Source organism: Streptomyces sp. NPDC002911 (assembly GCF_053591835.1).
Genome location: NZ_JBSFUO010000003.1, coordinates 408,285 through 424,482, shown reverse-complemented (window position 1 = coordinate 424,482; position 16,198 = coordinate 408,285). Strand labels below are relative to the sequence as shown.

The window sequence follows — 16,198 nt, the reverse complement described above, 5'->3', positions numbered from 1 at the left end:
GGAGCGCGGGCCCGGCACTTCTCAGGTCAGCAGCCCGCGCATCCGGTCGATCTCCACCGTCTGCTGGGCGACTACGTCGTTGGCCATCTCCTCCACCAGCACGTTGTTGCCGTCCGCGAGAGCCTCGGTGGCCATGATGACCGCACCCTGATGGTGGGCGATCATCAGCTCGAGGAACAACCGGTCGAAGGCCTTGCCCTGCGCGGCACGCAGCTGCTCGATCTGCTGGTCGGTCGCCATACCGGGCATCGCGGAGTGGTCGTGCGTCTCCTCGCGGTCGTCCCCGCCGTTGTTTTTCAGCCAGCCCTCCATGGCGCCGATCTCCGGCTTCTGGGCTGCCGATATGCGTTTCGCGAGCCGTTCGACAGAGGTGGAGGACGCCCGTCCGGGGACGAGAGCGGTGAGCACCAGGGCTTGACCGTGATGCTCGATCATCATGCGGGCATAGCGGAAGTCGGCGGAGTTGGGGGTGTCGTCACCGACGGCCTTCGCTGCTTCTTCGGCCGACAGCGTCCTGGCCGGTTCGCCGGGCCTACCGGGCGCCACGACCGAAAGGCCTTTGTCCGTCCCTGCGTCGGCCCCTTCCTCACTCCCGTCGTCGCAGCCGCTCAGAGCGAGAACGGCAGCCACGAGCGTCGTCGCCAGAGCGGCTGCGCGCACGCGTGTGGTCCGACGGGGCATCAACACGGCGACCTCCATTGCCACACAAGTCTGTTGCAGACCGTCCTAACACCTTCCACCGGCTTGTGATCAAAAACTTTTATTACGTCTCTGTTGCCATCTGTTGGTGTGTACATGAGAGGGACGATACTGCCGGGGTCCAAGAACCGTTCGTCGACGAACGGATACAAGGGAGGACGCAGTGACCTCGTTGCACACCACCAGCGTGCGGCGCAGACGTCTGGGCGTGGCGGCAGCCGCGGCCGGGCTCATCGCCACGCTGTTCACGGCCGGACCCGCGGCCGCGACGCCGGACCCGGGCGACGCCGCCACCACCCGCAACGGCGTTTCCTCGAGTGAGCAGGCCGAAGCACGGGCCGCGATCGAGAGCGGCGAGATACCCGGCGTGGATGAGATCGTCCACAGCGCCAACATCGAGCACCTCGCGAACGTCCCCAAGGACGCGCTCCAGGGGACCAACACGGACCTGGCCTTCCAGGGCACCTACGCCTATGCCGGGAACTACGACGGATTCCGGATCTTCGACATCCGTAACCCGAAGAAGCCGAGGACCGTCGCGCAGGTTCTGTGCCCCGGTTCACAGAACGACATCTCGGTCTCCGGCAATCTCCTCTTCCTGTCGACCGACTCCTCCCGTAGCGACAACTCCTGTGCCAGCACCACTCAGCCGGCCACGGAGAAGTCCTCCTGGGAGGGCATGAAGGTCTTCGACATCAGCGACAAGCGCAACCCGAAGTACGTCGCCGCCGTCGAGACCGCGTGCGGTTCGCACACCCACACGATCGTTCCCGAGCGTAAGAGCGTGTACGTGTACGTCTCGTCGTACTCGCCCAACGAGACCTTCCCGGACTGCCAGCCGCCGCACGACGGGATCTCCGTCATCAAGGTGCCGCGCGGTGCTCCCGAGGACTCCCGGATCGTGAACTTCCCGTTGCTCTTCCCGGATGGGGGCAACCCGGGCGCGCCGGCCAACCCCGGCGTCTCGAAGACCACAGGATGCCACGACATCACCGTGCTGCCCTCGAAGGACCTGGCAGCCGGGGCGTGCATGGGTGACGGTCTGCTGTTCTCCATCAAGGACCCGGAGAACCCGAAGATCATCGACCGGGTCCAGGACAACGTGAACTTCGCGTTCTGGCACTCCGCGACCTTCAACCAGGATGCCGACAAGGTCGTGTTCACCGATGAGCTCGGCGGCGGCGGCGCGGCCACCTGCAACGACGAGATCGGTCCGAACCGCGGGGCCGACGGCGTCTACGACATCACGGGCAAGGGAGATGACCGCAAGCTGGTCTTCCGCAGCTACTTCAAGATCGACCGCCCGCAGGCGGACACAGAGGTGTGCGTCGCGCACAACGGCTCGATCATCCCGGTCAAGGGCAAGGACCTGATGGTCCAGGCCTGGTACCAGGGCGGGGTCTCCGTGTGGGACTTCACCGACTCCTCGAAGCCGAAGGAGATCGCGTACTTCGAGCGCGGTCCGGTCTCCACGGACGCGGTCACCACGGCCGGCCCGTGGTCGGCGTACTACTACAACGGCTACATCTACTCCAACGACATCGCCAAGGGCTTCGACGTCCTGAAGCTCAATGACCGGCGGACCGACCCGGCGAAGAAGGTACGGCTGCCGGAGCTCAACGTGCAGACGCAGCCGGACTACTTCGGCCGCTGAATCACCGGCTTCTCCCGCAGGTGAAAGCGAGTGCCCCGCCGGGCGGTTTCCGCCCGGCGGGGCACGTTTATCTCATTGACCCGTGGGCGGCGTGGGGACATGCTGTACCCCTGATTCCGGCGATGCGGGGGATCGCCGGAATCAGTCGCGGTGCCACGGGCTGCCCGGTTGCTCAGGCGGCCGGACGGACGCTCGTACCCGCGGCGGTGGCCCACTCCACCAGCAGGCGCTGGTACTCCGTCTCGTCGTCGGCGGACAGCAGCCCGCCCGAGCGCTGCCACAGGCCGCGAATCTCTTCGTTGACGACGGAGGCGGGGCGCACGGCGACGGACGTGTTCGGATACGGGGACATGTTCACCAAGCTAAACCCCCTTCGGGCTCCCGGCCCCTCTCAGGGACAGGGATATCCCTCACACCGCCTCCCGGAATCCTTCACGGAGCGAGTGAGCCGGCCCGTCACCCGTGAGTTCCCCCAGGCCGAGTGCCCGGAGCCCGTCCGGGACTCTATCCGGAAGAGCGTCCCGGAGAAATCGAAAAGTAAACCCTTGAACTGCATACGCCGCTCATCGCGGCCCCGGACGAGGTCCTACCCCGAGGCCTCACCGGGGCGGACGTCGCCACCGGACGCCCGCCGCCCCGTGTACGCGGTGTATCCGACGACGGAGAACGCGACCAGGGCGGCTCCCAGCAGCACCCCGCCCAGTACATCGCTCATCCAGTGCACGCCCAGGTAGACGCGTGTGAGGGCCACACCGGCCACGGAGACCAGGGCGAGCATCAACGACCCCCACCACACCGAGGACTGGGCGCCGTGCAAGCGCAGCAACCACATCAGGAGCCCGCAGGCCACCGCCGCACTCATGGCGTGCCCGGAGGGGAAGGCCGCGTAGTTCGCCGAGTCCACCGGGTCGGGCCACTGCGGACGCTCCCGGCCCACTGCCGCCTTCAGACCCTGCTGCAGCAGGGTGGCGAGCAGACTCGTCGCGGCTACCCACCCGGCGAGCAGGCGCGCACCGCGCCACCACAGCGTGATCACGACCACGGCGGTCAGAGCGCGCATCGTCCAGGGATCCCATACCCAGTCCGTCAGCACCCGGCTGACGTGGACCAGCCCGGGCTCGCTCACCGCTCTGCGGTGCAGCGCCTCCGCCACCGTGGTGTCGAGCGACATCAGAGGCGACCAGCGGACCGCGACCAGCACGAGGAGAACGAGAGACAGCGAGGCGCAGACGAGGCCCGTGATCAGGAGAGGGGATCGGGTGCGGGGAGGGAGGGGAGGGGAGTGCATGGGTCGATACTCGTTCACGACCCGGAGCGAAGCTATCCCAGGGCCCTGAGTCCCGGTACGAAGGCCACCAGCAGGGGTACGACGGGCACCATCGCGGCGGCGGCGGTCAGTCGCAGTCGACGGCCCGCGGTGAGGCGCTCCACCGGTGTGAGCAACCGGTTAACCCTCAGCGGCATGTGGGCGCCGGAGGCCGGTGCCGGGCCGAACACCCCGCGGTCCTCGTTGAGTTCGACCAGGGCGAGTGCGATCGTGAGGCGGCCGAATCGCCGTGACGCCACGTCGTCCGCGGCGAGTTCGACGAGGCGGTGCATCTCGTCGCGGAACGCGGCGAAAACCGGCACCTGGGGGAATCCGGTCGCGAGCGCGTCCGAGCAGTGCAGGAGCCAGTCGTGGCGGGCCCGCGCGTGGCCCTGCTCGTGTGCCAGAACCGCGTCGAGCTGACGGCCCTTCAGCCGGCCGAGTGCCGCTGTGGTGATGACCAGTTGGGGAGCCGCTCCCGGCAGCCACCACGCATCGGGCCGTCGGCCCTCCAGCACCACGAGGCGACCACTGCCGGGTTCCTCGCCCGGCATCAGCGGGGAACGGACCAGCAGTTCGGTGCGCCGCCGCTTGCGGCGGGCGCGGGCCCGGTGGATCTCCCGTACGAGCATGGCGGCGGTCCATACTCCGCCGAGAGCCAGTAGTACTGCGATGACCGCCGACCACGGCCCGTACGCGCCCAGGGCGTACGCCTCCACCACGGCGTGCGGGGCGGGTGCGAAGACGTGTCCGCGGACCGCCTGCCAGGCGGCAGCCGCGCTCAAGGTCATGGAGAGACCGAACGACAACAGGACGCCCGCGACCACGCACTGCCACACCCACAGGGCCACGACCGGCTCACGCTCCGGCCATAGGGCCCTCGCCATCAGGCTCGGGGCCACGACGGCGGCCAGTGCGCCGAGCAGCAGGAGCGCGAGGGAGACCAACATGGGCGTCAGCCTATGAGTGCCGCGGTATTCACGGGTATAACCGCGCGCGTCAAGTGACGTACGACACGGGGAGAGGGGCCCGCTGTCTCACAGGGTGAGCAGCATGGCGAACATGGCTATCCCCATGGTCAGCCTGCACGCCAGGGCCAGCTCCGGCCGCCCGCCCCAGGCCGGGACGGTCATGCCGCCTCCGCCACCGGCCGGTACGCCGGCAGGTGCGCCGGCTGACGAGGGGGCCGGTATGAGCCGCCCCGCCGAGCTCAGAACATACAGCGCGTAGTAGACCAGCAGCGCTCCCGTGAGCACAGGGATGCCTCCGGCGGCCCCCGCGCCGTGGCCCGGTTGGCCGCCCCCCGTGCCGTGGGCAGCCCCCGGTGCCATGGTCACGGCCATGTAGACCATGGCCAGCGAACCGACCAGGTGATGCAGATGATGGCCGCCGCGCCTGGCGTACACGACCGCGTGCAGCGAGGCGGCGCCGAACACCACCGCGTACACCACCCACATCCATTCCGGGAGCGCGAGCAGGGCGGCGGGCGCCGCCATCGCGGCCATCCCGAACCCCATCAGCGCCTCGGCGCGCGCCGATCCGCGTTCCCGCTCAGCGCCGTTGCGCGCCCGCAACAGGCAGTAGGCCCCCGTGGCCCCGCACAGCACCATGAGCAGCCAGCCGGGCAGCGCCGGTCCGTGCACAGTGCACCTCCCCCTACGGCGGATCACGCCGGTGTCGTCCCATCGATGCCCCGTTCCTGGCGCTCCTACCGGGGCGCATTGAGGTACGTGGGGGTGTACTCGGGGAGCGCGCCCGGGCCTGCGAGGGGCTGTCGGGGCCGGGTTAGTAGTCTCGGAAAGTACGAGCGGCAATCGGCAACACTTCGGGAGAAGCCACATGGACATCGCACCGGCCACGGCACAGGCAGAACTGACCTTCCGCGACGCGACCGAGGACGATGTGCCGGTGCTGGTGCGACTCGTCGAAGCGGCCTACCGAGGCGACTCGAGCCGTGCCGGCTGGACCACGGAGGCCGAGATCCTCCAGGGGCAGCGCACCGACGCCGACGGGGTGCGCGAGGTGCTCGCGGCCCCCTCGGGCCGGGTACTCGTCGCCGAGCGGGACGGCGAGCCGGTCGCCTGCTGCCAGCTCGAACGCCGGGGGGAAGCCGCGTACTTCGGCATGTTCGCGGTCTTGCCGGAGCTACAGGGTGCGGGCCTCGGCAAAGTGATCATCGCCGAGGCGGAGCGGACGGCCAGAAGCTGGGGCGCGAGCGAGATGCACATGACGGTGATCTCCGTCCGCGAGGAGCTGATCGCCTGGTACGAGCGCCGGGGCTACCGCCGTACGGGAGAGCTGACGCCCTTCCCGTACGGCGACGATCGTTTCGGCGTCCCGCAGCGTGACGACCTCGCGTTCGAGCTGCTGGTCAAGGAACTCCAGGGCGCGGCGGGGCCCGGGGCGACTCAGGCGGTGTAGCGGCCGGCGCGCCGGATCTCCGGGTAGTCGGTCGTCGCGCCGTCCAGCCCCAGCGCGCGGACCAGGCGCATTTGGTCCTGGGTGTTGACCACCCAGCCGATCACCTTCAGGCCCTCCGCGTGCGCCTGCTCGACGACCTCGAGGGTGAGGCGGCGGATGTTCAGGGCGACCGTCGCCGCGCCCACCGCCTTCGCCCGGTCCACCACATCGCCTTCCCAGCGGCTTGCGATGAGCACCGTCCGCACGCCCGGGACCAGCTGCGCGATCTCCGCGACCGCCTCGTCGTGGAACGAGGACACTTCGACGCGGCCGGCCAGATCGCGTCGGAGCATCACCTCGGCCAGCACCCTCGCGGCCGCCACGTCCTTGATCTCGGCCTGGACGGGGGAGCCGATCGCGTCGAGCACCTCCTCGAGGACGGGCACCCGTTCGCCCTGCCCGGCGTCGAGCTCGCGGAGCTCCGCCATCGTCTTCTCGGCGATCAGCCCCCGCCCGTCCGTCGTGCGGTCCACGGCGGCGTCATGCATCACGGCGAGCGCGCCGTCCTTGCTCAGATGGAGATCCAGCTCGACGACGTCCATGCCGGCCTGCTCTGCGTGCGCGAACGAGCGCAGCGTGTTCTCCGGCTCGACACCCATGACCCCGCGATGACCGATGGTGAGAAAAGTCAAGGCACTCCCGCTTTCGTCCGTCGTGTGCGCTCCCGTGCGGCTTCTGCCCCCAGGCAACCAGTTCTTGCCCGCAGGACGGCCACTGCCCTGCCATTACGGTGGAAGGAGTTGTCGCGCCGATGCGTGGCAGGAAAAACAACGGTGAAGCTGAGGGTCGGCAGGATAATTTTCTGCCTTCCGCTTGTCCGAAGGGGCCGTGCGCGGATACGGTTGTTTGACGCCAGGTTCTTCTGTGAAGGAAGTGTTATGACGGAAATTCTTGAGCACGCCACCGCCACCGGCGCGATAGCTGCTTCCCAGCGGGTCGTGGAGCACCCGGCCTGGCCCGCGCTCAAGAGTGCCGTGGAAGAGCTCCGCCCCTGGCAGTCCAAGGACGGTTCCATCGACTTCGAGGCCGACGGCGCACCTTCCGCCGTGACCGCCGGAACAGTCGTCGAACGCGTGATCACGGCGATCGAGCGGCTCTCTCCGCTGCTCCCGCACGATGACGCCTACCATCGCGCGCTCGTCGCCGACCTGCGGCGCTGGGCCGCGGACGGCTTCGGCGTCCCGGACTTCCTCGACTCCCTGCTCGCCTTCCAGCCTGCCAGCAACCGCGCGGACGGCCTCCAGCACCTGGTCGTGTTCGCGATGTACACCCAGAACGGCAATCCGGACCGCAACCTCGAAGCCGTCGTACTGCGGATGGTCTGGCCCGAGTGGCTCGCCGACCTCGAGGCGACGCGTTACGACAACCCGCTGTTCTGCGGCATCACCTTCGAGGACTTCACCGCGGGCTACGACACCAACTCCGCGGTGCTCTTCCCCGAGACCGTCGCCGTACGTGAGGCGCCGGAGCGCTTCAGCTGGGGCGGCATCTTCTGCGACCGCGAGGCCGCGCGCTTCCGCCGCGTGACCGAGGCGTCCGTCGACCTGCTGGGTGTCGAGCTGCCCGATGACATCCGCGAGATGATCGGCGACCAGAAGCGCTGCGAGCAGGCCTTCGTGCTCTGGGACATGGTCCACGACCGCACCCACAGCCACGGCGACCTTCCGTTCGACCCCTTCATGATCAAGCAGCGCCAGCCGTTCTGGATGTACGGGCTCGAGGAGCTGCGCTGCGACCTCACCGCTTTCAAGGAGGCCGTGAAGCTGGAGGCCGACGGCTTCGGCCAGGGCCGTGACGTCCAGTTCGCCGTGCTCTTCGACCGGATGTTCCGCTTCCCCGTCACCGGCGAGCGCGTGCGCAACTACGACGGCCTCGGCGGCCAGCTGCTCTTCGCCTACCTCCACAAGCACGACGTGGTCCGCTGGACCGACAACACGCTCAAGATCGACTGGGCCGGCGCCCCGCACGTCACCAACCAGCTCTGCGGAGAGATCGAGAAGCTCTACCGCGACGGCATCGACCGCCCCAAGCTCGTGCACTGGTTCGCGGCGTACGACCTGGTCGCGACCTACCTCGCACCCCACCCCGGATCCCGGTGGGCCAAGGGCCCGGACGCCCTGGACGTGACCCTGCCGCCCCGGAAGCTCGTCGACGACGTGCTTCCGGACGAGTTTCCCCTGAGCATGTTCTATGAAGCGCTCTCGAAGAAGCTGAAGCATGTGATCGCCTCCACCAAGGGGATCACCGCGGCGGACGCCGGGCGGGCAGCAGCGTGAGCGTGGGTTCTGAGGAGGCGGTGGCGATGAACGGAACAGGCAGGGCCGACAGCGGGGCGCTCGAGGGTGCGGTTGTCGCGGTGGCCGGAGCGGCGGGGCCTGCGGGGCGGGCCACGCTGCTTCGCCTCGCCGAGGCGGGCGCGACCGTGGTCGCCTCCGACGCCAATCCCGAGCGGCTCGCGGAGGCCGTCGACGCCGCGCGGTACGGACACGGCGGAGCGACCGTCACCGGGGACACGGTCGATCTGCTCGACCTTGAGGCCACCCGGGACTGGGTGGTCAAGACGGACAAGGAATTCGGCCGTATCGACGGACTGGTCCACCTCGTGGGTGGCTGGCGCGGCAGTGCCGGGTTCGCGGACACCAGCCTCTCCGACTGGGACTTCCTGGAGAAGCTGCTGATCCGCACCGTCCAGTCGACTTCGCTCGCGTTCCAGGACGTCCTTCAGCGCAGCGACCGCGGCCGGTACGTGCTGATCAGTGCTGCGGGCGCCAGCAGCCCCACCGCCGGAAACGCGGCCTATGCTGCGTCCAAGGCGGCGGCCGAGGCCTGGACGCTCGCCCTGGCGGACGCCTTCCGGAAGGCGGGGGGCGACGCGGGCCCGACCTCGGCTGCTGCGATCCTGGTCGTCAAGGCACTGGTGCACGACGCGATGCGCGCCGAGCGCCCGAATGCGAAGTTCGCGGGCTTCACGGATGTCACGGAGCTGGCCGAGGCCATCGCCGGAGTCTGGGACCGGCCCGCCGGAGAAGTGAACGGAAAGCGTCTGTGGCTGACCCCGCAACCGTAAGGACCGATGCGCGACGTCATCACGATCCGCAGGTACGCGGATTCGCCAGTGACAACTACGCGGGCGCGCACCCGGAGGTTCTCGCGGCCCTCGCCCTCGCCAACGGCGGCCACCAGGTCGCCTACGGCGAGGACGGCTACACCGGCCACCTCCAGCGGATCATGCACAGCCACTTCGGCCCCACCGCTGAGGCCTTCCCGGTCTTCAACGGCACCGGAGCCAACGTCGTCGCGCTCCAGGCGCTGACCGACCGCTGGGGTGCGGTGATCTGTGCGGAGTCCGCCCACATCAACGTGGACGAGGGCGGTGCGCCCGAGCGGATGGGCGGGCTGAAGCTGCTCACCGTTCCGACTACGGACGGGAAGCTCACGCCGGAGCTCATCGACCGCGAGGCGTACGGCTGGGACGACGAACACCGGGCGATGCCGCAGGTCGTCTCGATCACCCAGAACACCGAGCTGGGCACGGTCTACACCCCCGGTGAGATCCGCGCGATCTGCGAGCACGCCCACGAGCGGGGCATGAAGGTCCACCTGGACGGGGCGCGCATAGCCAACGCCGCCGCGTCGCTGGACGTACCCATGCGTACGTTCACCAACACGGTCGGCGTCGACGTCCTCTCCTTCGGAGGCACCAAGAACGGCGCGCTCTTCGGTGAGGCCGTCGTCGTCCTGAACCCGGACTCCGTCCGGGCCATGAAGCACCTGCGCAAGCTGTCGATGCAGCTCGCTTCCAAGATGCGCTTCGTCTCGGTCCAGCTCGAGGCGCTGCTCGCCCGGGATCTCTGGCTGCGCAACGCGCGCCATGCCAACACCATGGCTCAGCGGCTCGCCGACGGGGTCCGGTCGGTGGACGGTGTGGAGATCCTCTACCCGGTCCAGGCCAACGCCGTCTTCGCGCGGCTCCCGCACGAGGTGACCGAACGGCTCCAGGAACGGTTCCGGTTCTACTTCTGGGACGAGAAAGCCGGAGACGTCCGCTGGATGTGTGCGTTCGACACCCGCGAGGACGACGTGGACGCCTTCGTGCTGGCACTCAAGGAGGAGATGGCCAGGCAGTAGCGGCACACCTATGCGGTCGACCGGCAATCTCGCTGCTGACGAGGCCATTGACCATCGTCATCCGCTGGTGCGGGAGACGTATGAGCGCCTCGGCTCCGGGACCGCCGACGCCTACACATACGTCTTCGATGCCTTCGCGTACGTCCGCGACGTCATCCCTCACTCGACGGACGTGGGGGATTCACGGGGCACCTGGCGCGCCTCCGACGTCCGCACCGGCACCTGCTACGCCAAGGCTCATGCCCTGACCGCTCTGCTGCGGGCGGCGGGCGTCCATGCCGGTCTCTGTTACCAGAGGCTCATCGGGGGCGACGGTGTGAGCCTCGTCTGGTCTACGCCGCACCGCACACGGCGGCTCTCCGCGCGCTGCGGAGCTCACGTGACTGTGCGGAACTGGGCGGGAACCTGCCGACCGCGCTCTGAGCCGGGCACCCCCCCCGGCGGGGGGTGCCCGGCGGGGGAGCGCCTCCGCCGCGCGGGGGATCAGCCGAGCTCGCGCGCCTCCGCGGGAGTCGGCGCCGTACCGCCGAGGTGCGCCGGAACCCACCAGGTGTCGGCCGCGTCCTTGGGGCGCACCGGGTAAGCGCGCTGCGCCGCCTCGAGAAGCTCCTGGACGCGCTCACGCAGCCGACGGGTGATCGCCCCCGCGTACTGGTCGGCCGGAGCCTCCACGGCCTCGCCCACCCGGATGGTGATCGGAGTGTGGCTGCGCCGGAAGTTGCGCGGGCGCCCCTTGGTCCACAGTCGCTGGGTACCCCACAGCGCCATCGGGATCAGCGGTACGCCGGCTTCCTGGGCCAGCCGCGCGGCGCCGGACTTGAAGCTCTTCAGGGTGAAGGACTGGGAGATGGTCGCCTCGGGAAACACGCCGACGATCTCGCCCGCGCGGAGGGATGCCAGCGCGTGCGCGTAGGCGTCCTCGCCCTGGTTGCGGTCCACGGGGATGTGTTTCATGCCGCGCATCAGAGGTCCGGACACCTTGTGCCGGAACACCGACTCCTTCGCCATGAAGCGGACGACCCGCTTCTGGGGCAGGGCGCCGAGTCCGGTGAAGATGAAGTCCAGATAGCTGATGTGGTTGCTGACCAGAACCGCGCCACCGGTCTTCGGGATGTGCTCCGAACCCTGGGTGTCGATCTTCAGGTCGAGCGCCTTGAACAGCGTGCGAGCGGCGCCGATGACCGGCCGATAGACGAGTTCTGCCATCTGGATGAAGACCCTTCTTCAATGCCTGGGGAGGGTTCTCCCGGCGGAAGTTACGCAGCCGTAGGTTTTCGGCATTGTGGCGATCGTGCCCCATGTGCGACGCCGTGGCCAGCCCCAAAGGCCCCAGGGCGAGAGATTCTCGTCACGTGGATCTGCCGGGAATGTAATGCGGCCGCGGGACGCTGACCCTTTGCGCAGAGCTCTATGAGGGAGGACCGGATGGACGGGCGGACGGCCGCCGGCACGCTGGACGCGGGCCGACTCGGCGCGGAACTAGGGGATCGGGCCACTCTGGTGCAGTTCTCCACCGCGTTCTGCCAGCCGTGCCGCGCCACCAGGCGCACCCTCGCGGAGGTGGCCGCAATGGTGGAAGGCGTCGCCCATGTCGAGATCGACGCCGAGGAACATCTGACGCTCGTGCGCAGCCTCGGCATCAGCCGGACCCCCACCGTCCTGGTGCTCGACGCGACAGGCCGCATCGTCCGCCGGGCGGCGGGACAGCCGCGTACCGCGGATGTCGTCGCCGCGCTGGGGCAGGCGATGTGAAGGACCGTGACGCACCTCCCACATGACGGGACGCACTTGACTGTGCACACCACGCATCGCCACTCTGAAGCAATGCCGCCAGAAATCCTTCTCTTCGGCCGGGTCCATGTCGACCTCGCGCGCCACGCGAGCGCGCGCTGTCCGGGTGCCTGAAGAACCCGCGCACCCGTACGCCTCCTCGCAGAAGGATCTTTCCATGACGGCCTCGCCCGACCTCGGCACCTCCCGGACGGCTGCCCCCGGACTTCTCCGCTCCGTCTTCCGGCAGCACGCCGCCGGCATCGCCGTGATCACCGCCGCCGGCGCGGCTCCGGTCGGCTTCACCGCGACCTCGCTCAGCTCCGTCGCCGCCGAGCCGCCGCTCATCTCCTTCGGGGTGGGCACCTCGTCCTCCAGTTGGCCCGTGGTCGCGGAGGCAAAGTACGTCGGCGTCCACATACTCGGCGAGGACCAGAGGGAGCTGGCCGCGACGTTCGCCCGCAGCGGCGCCGACCGGTTCGGCCCCTCCACCGACTGGCACAGGGGCCCGGAGGGGGTGCCGCTGCTCGGGGGAGTCGTGGCCTGGCTGGTGTGCCGGGTGGTGGCCCGGCACCCGGCGGGGGACCACCGCATCGTGATCGCCGAGGTCGTGGCCGGGGACCCGTCGGAAGGCGGCCGGCCGCTGGTCTACCACGACGGCGGTTTCACGGCTCTGCGAGACTGAGTGCGAACAGGAGGGTGCCACGGTGGGCCTCGTTGGCTACGTCACAGTTCCAAGCGCTTGCTTATGGGTAACGTACTGGGTGTACTGACGAGTAATATTTCACCGGGAGCCGGGTCGCCCCCGACCGGAAACCGCCCGATAAGGCGCCTATGCTGCGTGCAACAAGGCAGCCCAGAAATGACGATGCAGTAGGAGAGCCGGCGTGAGCTTGAGGATCGTTGTCTGTGTGAAGTACGTGCCCGACGCCACCGGCGACCGGCACTTCGCCGATGACCTGACCCTGGACCGTGACGACGTCGACGGTCTGCTGTCGGAGCTCGACGAGTACGCGGTCGAGCAGGCACTGCAGATCGCCGACGGTGCGGACGACGCGGAGGTCACCGTACTCACGGTGGGTCCCGAGGACGCCAAGGACGCGCTGCGCAAGGCGCTGTCGATGGGCGCCGACAAGGCCGTCCACGTCGAGGACGACGACCTGCACGGCACCGACGTCATCGGCACCTCCCTGGTCCTGGCCAAGGCCGTGGAGAAGACCGGTTACGACCTGGTCATCTGCGGCATGGCGTCGACGGACGGCACCATGGGCGTACTCCCGGCGCTGCTCGCGGAGCGCCTCGGTGTCCCGCAGGTCACCCTGCTCTCCGAGGTCTCGGTCGAGGGCGGCACGGTCACGGGCCGTCGCGACGGCGACTCCGCGAGCGAGCAGCTCGAGGCGTCCCTGCCGGCCGTGGTCTCCGTGACCGACCAGTCGGGCGAGGCCCGTTACCCGTCGTTCAAGGGCATCATGGCGGCCAAGAAGAAGCCGGTCGAGTCCCTGGATCTGGAGGACCTGGAGATCGAGGCGGACGAGGTCGGCCTGGGCGGCTCCTGGACCGCGGTCGACTCCGCAGTCGAGCGTCCCGCCCGTACGGCGGGCACGATCGTCAAGGACGAGGGCGAGGGCGGCAAGCAGCTGGCCGAGTTCCTTGCGGGCCAGAAGTTCATCTGAGCCCCGGCCGTTCCCTCCACAGCCCCGCACTCCCTCGCACGCAGGAGATTGAAGTCCCATGGCTGAAGTTCTCGTCTATGTCGACCACGTGGACGGTGCCGTCCGCAAGCCCACCCTGGAGCTGCTGACGCTCGCACGCCGCATCGGCGAGCCCGTCGCTGTCGCCCTCGGCAACGGGGCCGCCGACACCGCCGCCGCGCTCGCCGAGCACGGTGCGGTCAAGGTACTCACCGCCGACGCCCCGGAGTTCGCCGACTACCTCGTCGTACCCAAGGTTGACGCGCTCCAGGCCGCCTACGACGCGGTGTCCCCGGCCGCCGTGCTGCTGCCCTCCTCGGCCGAGGCCAAGGAGATCGCGGCCCGACTCGCGCTCCGCATCGGATCCGGCATCATCACCGACGCCGTCGACCTCGAGGCCGGTGACGAGGGCCCGGTCGCCACGCAGTCGGCGTTCGCCGCCTCGTACACCACCAAGTCCCGTGTCTCCAAGGGGGCTCCGGTCATCACGGTCAAGCCGAACTCGGCAGCCGTCGAGGCCGCCCCGGCCGCGGGCGCCGTCGAGGCTCTCGCGGTCTCGTTCTCCGCGACGGCCACCGGTACCAAGGTCCTCTCGCGTACCCCGCGCGAGTCGACCGGGCGTCCGGAGCTGACCGAGGCCGCGATCGTCGTCTCCGGCGGCCGTGGCGTCAACGGTGCGGAGAACTTCGCGATCATCGAGGCGCTCGCCGACTCCCTCGGCGCGGCCGTCGGTGCCTCGCGTGCCGCGGTCGACGCCGGCTGGTACCCGCACACCAGCCAGGTCGGCCAGACCGGCAAGTCGGTCTCCCCGCAGCTTTACATCGCCTCAGGCATCTCCGGCGCGATCCAGCACCGGGCCGGGATGCAGACCTCGAAGACCATCGTCGCGGTCAACAAGGACGCAGAGGCCCCGATCTTCGACCTCGTCGACTACGGCGTCGTCGGTGACCTCTTCGACGTCGTCCCGCAGCTCACCGACGAGGTCAAGTCCCGCAAGGGCTGACCCTGCAGGAGCTCTGCCCGTACGAAACGGCCCGGGGCCGCGTGGTGTTCTCACCGCGCGGCCCCGGGCCGTTTCCGATCACCATTGACGCAGGACCGGGAGGCTTATAACTTCACCCTGCGGATGAAGAATTCCAGGAAGCGGAAATGTCGAGTAAGTGGAGAGTGCGCTCATGGTTCAGCAGGAGAAGGTGGCAACGAGTCTCACCATCGCGGTCGGTGAGGAGATCGGGGCCTCCCTCACGTCGGTGGACGCCGAACTCGCCCGCCGCTACCCGGGGGACCCCGGCACACGCCAGCCCGTCCACACCGTCTATGTGCCCGCCGACAGCTTCACCTCCACCACCCTCCGTACCTGGGGCGGCCAGGCGCTGGCAGCGCTCGACGAGCACGCCCCCGACGCCGCCTCGTTCGCCACGGTCCTCGGCATCCCGCAGGAACTCGCAGGGCCGGTCCATGACCGCGTACGCGCCAAGCTGGAGCGTGAGCCGGTGGAGGACCTGCGCATCGACTTCGAGGACGGCTACGGACCCCGCCCCGACGCCGAGGAGGACGAGGCCGCCGCCCGCGCGGCGCGTCTGGTCGCCGAGGCGTACGGCGACGGGACCGCCGCTCCGTACATGGGCATCCGGATGAAGTGCATGGAGGCCGCCGTGCGTGACCGGGGCATCCGCACCACGGACATCTTCCTCACCGGCCTGATGCGGGCCGGTGGCCTGCCCGACGGACTCGTCCTGACCTTGCCCAAAGTGACGTACCCCGAACAGGTCACCGCCTTCGTGCGCCTGCTCGAGGCTTTCGAGGAGGTCCATGGTCTGCCCGCCGGGCGCCTCGGGTTCGAGATCCAGATCGAGACCAGTCAGTCCATCCTGGCGGCGGACGGCACCGCCGCCGTGGCCCGCATGATCGACGCCGCCCGGGGCCGGGCGACCGGTCTGCACTACGGGACCTTCGACTACAGCGCCTGTGTCGGAGTCAGCCCCGCCTACCAGGCCGGGGACCACCCCGCCGCCGACCACGCCAAGGCCGTCATGCAGGTCGCGGCGGCCGGCACCGGTGTGCGGGTCTGCGACGGCTCCACGAACGTTCTGCCGGTCGGTCCCGCCCAGCAGGTCCACGACGCCTGGCGGCTGCACTACGGCCTCACCCGCCGCGCTCTGGCCCGCGCCTACTACCAGGGCTGGGACATGCACCCGGGGCATCTGCCCACTCGGTACGCCGCCGTCTACACCTTCTACCGCGAGGGCCTCGGCCAGGCCGCGTCCCGGCTCGCCGCCTATGTGGCCAAGGCCGGCGGTGACGTCATGGACGAGCCCGCCACCGCCAAGGCGCTCGGCGGCTACCTGCTCCGCGGCGTCGACTGCGGTGCCCTGGACACCGCGGAGGTCACCGGCCTCACCGGTCTGACCCGCGCGGACCTGGACGCTTTCGCCTCACCGCGCCGCGACGGGCTGACGGTGACGGCGCCGTAGGCATCGGCTGTGAGCG

17 protein-coding genes and 1 pseudogene are annotated in these 16,198 nt (G+C 69.3%); 11 read left to right on the top strand and 7 right to left on the bottom strand.

Annotated elements, in window-relative coordinates:
* Positions 1-21 precede the first annotated feature (21 nt).
* Positions 22-681, bottom strand: coding sequence for a DUF305 domain-containing protein (locus ACWD04_RS07230; protein WP_451129236.1), 660 nt, complete (start codon positions 679-681; stop codon positions 22-24).
* A 181-nt stretch (positions 682-862) separates the two neighbouring features.
* Here ACWD04_RS07230 and ACWD04_RS07225 point away from each other — a divergent pair, with 181 nt between their 5' ends.
* The gene (locus tag ACWD04_RS07225) at positions 863-2,353 is read left to right on the top strand and encodes an LVIVD repeat-containing protein (protein ID WP_451129021.1); all 1,491 of its coding nucleotides are present in this window, start codon (positions 863-865) and stop codon (positions 2,351-2,353) included.
* A gap of 172 nt (positions 2,354-2,525) precedes the next feature.
* Here the strand turns inward: ACWD04_RS07225 and ACWD04_RS07220 are convergent, their stop codons facing one another.
* From ACWD04_RS07220 to ACWD04_RS07205, 4 genes are all read right to left on the bottom strand, one after another.
* Positions 2,526-2,705: a hypothetical protein gene (locus ACWD04_RS07220; protein ID WP_451129019.1), complete on the bottom strand. Its 180-nt coding sequence runs from the start codon at positions 2,703-2,705 to the stop codon at positions 2,526-2,528.
* A gap of 234 nt (positions 2,706-2,939) precedes the next feature.
* Positions 2,940-3,641: a phosphatase PAP2 family protein gene (locus tag ACWD04_RS07215; RefSeq protein WP_451129017.1), complete on the bottom strand. Its 702-nt coding sequence runs from the start codon at positions 3,639-3,641 to the stop codon at positions 2,940-2,942.
* Positions 3,642-3,673: 32 nt separating this feature from the next.
* Positions 3,674-4,609, bottom strand: a complete 936-nt coding sequence (locus ACWD04_RS07210) for a M56 family metallopeptidase (protein WP_451129015.1) — start codon at positions 4,607-4,609, stop codon at positions 3,674-3,676.
* Positions 4,610-4,696: 87 nt separating this feature from the next.
* On the bottom strand, positions 4,697-5,302 hold the full coding sequence (locus tag ACWD04_RS07205; protein WP_451129013.1) for a DUF5134 domain-containing protein: 606 nt from the start codon (positions 5,300-5,302) through the stop codon (positions 4,697-4,699).
* Positions 5,303-5,498: 196 nt separating this feature from the next.
* On the opposite strand from ACWD04_RS07205, the gene ACWD04_RS07200 reads away from it, so the two are divergent.
* A complete protein-coding gene (locus tag ACWD04_RS07200; protein WP_451129011.1) occupies positions 5,499-6,080 on the top strand; it encodes a GNAT family N-acetyltransferase in 582 nt (193 codons plus the stop codon).
* On the opposite strand, the gene ACWD04_RS07195 is transcribed toward ACWD04_RS07200, so the two are convergent.
* A complete protein-coding gene (locus ACWD04_RS07195) occupies positions 6,068-6,751 on the bottom strand; it encodes a glycerophosphodiester phosphodiesterase (protein ID WP_451129009.1) in 684 nt (227 codons plus the stop codon). The genes ACWD04_RS07200 and ACWD04_RS07195 overlap by 13 nt on opposite strands.
* 246 nt (positions 6,752-6,997) lie before the next feature.
* Between ACWD04_RS07195 and ACWD04_RS07190 the strand changes: the two genes are divergently transcribed.
* The 4 genes and pseudogenes from ACWD04_RS07190 to ACWD04_RS07175 form a co-directional block, all read left to right on the top strand.
* Positions 6,998-8,395, top strand: a complete 1,398-nt coding sequence (locus ACWD04_RS07190; protein WP_451129007.1) for a DUF6421 family protein — start codon at positions 6,998-7,000, stop codon at positions 8,393-8,395.
* A 26-nt stretch (positions 8,396-8,421) separates the two neighbouring features.
* On the top strand, positions 8,422-9,186 hold the full coding sequence (locus ACWD04_RS07185; RefSeq protein ID WP_451129005.1) for an SDR family NAD(P)-dependent oxidoreductase: 765 nt from the start codon (positions 8,422-8,424) through the stop codon (positions 9,184-9,186).
* Positions 9,165-10,247: a threonine aldolase family protein gene (locus ACWD04_RS07180; protein WP_451129003.1), complete on the top strand. Its 1,083-nt coding sequence runs from the start codon at positions 9,165-9,167 to the stop codon at positions 10,245-10,247. The genes ACWD04_RS07185 and ACWD04_RS07180 overlap by 22 nt, the downstream gene beginning before the upstream one ends.
* Before the next feature lie 10 nt (positions 10,248-10,257).
* Positions 10,258-10,575, top strand: a pseudogene (locus ACWD04_RS07175) (transglutaminase domain-containing protein); the annotation flags it as partial.
* A gap of 155 nt (positions 10,576-10,730) precedes the next feature.
* On the opposite strand, the gene ACWD04_RS07170 reads toward ACWD04_RS07175, so the two are convergent.
* A complete protein-coding gene (locus tag ACWD04_RS07170) occupies positions 10,731-11,453 on the bottom strand; it encodes a lysophospholipid acyltransferase family protein (protein ID WP_451129001.1) in 723 nt (240 codons plus the stop codon).
* A 219-nt stretch (positions 11,454-11,672) separates the two neighbouring features.
* On the opposite strand from ACWD04_RS07170, the gene ACWD04_RS07165 reads away from it, so the two are divergent.
* The 5 genes from ACWD04_RS07165 to ACWD04_RS07145 all read left to right on the top strand — a co-directional run bounded on the left by ACWD04_RS07165 (position 11,673) and on the right by ACWD04_RS07145 (position 16,182).
* A complete protein-coding gene (locus ACWD04_RS07165; protein ID WP_451128999.1) occupies positions 11,673-11,999 on the top strand; it encodes a TlpA family protein disulfide reductase in 327 nt (108 codons plus the stop codon).
* Between the two features lie 196 nt (positions 12,000-12,195).
* A complete protein-coding gene (locus tag ACWD04_RS07160) occupies positions 12,196-12,702 on the top strand; it encodes a flavin reductase family protein (RefSeq protein ID WP_451128997.1) in 507 nt (168 codons plus the stop codon).
* A gap of 202 nt (positions 12,703-12,904) precedes the next feature.
* A complete protein-coding gene (locus ACWD04_RS07155) occupies positions 12,905-13,690 on the top strand; it encodes an electron transfer flavoprotein subunit beta/FixA family protein (protein ID WP_451128995.1) in 786 nt (261 codons plus the stop codon).
* A gap of 58 nt (positions 13,691-13,748) precedes the next feature.
* On the top strand, positions 13,749-14,711 hold the full coding sequence (locus tag ACWD04_RS07150; RefSeq protein WP_451128993.1) for an electron transfer flavoprotein subunit alpha/FixB family protein: 963 nt from the start codon (positions 13,749-13,751) through the stop codon (positions 14,709-14,711).
* 172 nt (positions 14,712-14,883) lie between these two features.
* Positions 14,884-16,182: a DUF6986 family protein gene (locus tag ACWD04_RS07145; protein WP_451128991.1), complete on the top strand. Its 1,299-nt coding sequence runs from the start codon at positions 14,884-14,886 to the stop codon at positions 16,180-16,182.
* The last annotated feature ends 16 nt before the right edge of the window (positions 16,183-16,198 follow it).

Excerpts from the sequence above, each read along its gene's own strand:
- ACWD04_RS07230 (WP_451129236.1), bottom strand. The coding sequence starts at position 681 with ATGCCCCGTCGGACCACACGCGTGCGCGCAGCCGCTCTGGCGACGACG.
- ACWD04_RS07220 (WP_451129019.1), bottom strand. The coding sequence starts at position 2,705 with ATGTCCCCGTATCCGAACACGTCCGTCGCCGTGCGCCCCGCCTCCGTC.
- ACWD04_RS07215 (WP_451129017.1), bottom strand. The coding sequence starts at position 3,641 with ATGCACTCCCCTCCCCTCCCTCCCCGCACCCGATCCCCTCTCCTGATC.
- ACWD04_RS07210 (WP_451129015.1), bottom strand. The coding sequence starts at position 4,609 with ATGTTGGTCTCCCTCGCGCTCCTGCTGCTCGGCGCACTGGCCGCCGTC.
- ACWD04_RS07200 (WP_451129011.1), top strand. The coding sequence starts at position 5,499 with ATGGACATCGCACCGGCCACGGCACAGGCAGAACTGACCTTCCGCGAC.
- ACWD04_RS07190 (WP_451129007.1), top strand. The coding sequence starts at position 6,998 with ATGACGGAAATTCTTGAGCACGCCACCGCCACCGGCGCGATAGCTGCT.
- ACWD04_RS07185 (WP_451129005.1), top strand. The coding sequence starts at position 8,422 with ATGAACGGAACAGGCAGGGCCGACAGCGGGGCGCTCGAGGGTGCGGTT.
- ACWD04_RS07170 (WP_451129001.1), bottom strand. The coding sequence starts at position 11,453 with ATGGCAGAACTCGTCTATCGGCCGGTCATCGGCGCCGCTCGCACGCTG.
- ACWD04_RS07165 (WP_451128999.1), top strand. The coding sequence starts at position 11,673 with ATGGACGGGCGGACGGCCGCCGGCACGCTGGACGCGGGCCGACTCGGC.
- ACWD04_RS07160 (WP_451128997.1), top strand. The coding sequence starts at position 12,196 with ATGACGGCCTCGCCCGACCTCGGCACCTCCCGGACGGCTGCCCCCGGA.
- ACWD04_RS07150 (WP_451128993.1), top strand. The coding sequence starts at position 13,749 with ATGGCTGAAGTTCTCGTCTATGTCGACCACGTGGACGGTGCCGTCCGC.
- ACWD04_RS07145 (WP_451128991.1), top strand. The coding sequence starts at position 14,884 with ATGGTTCAGCAGGAGAAGGTGGCAACGAGTCTCACCATCGCGGTCGGT.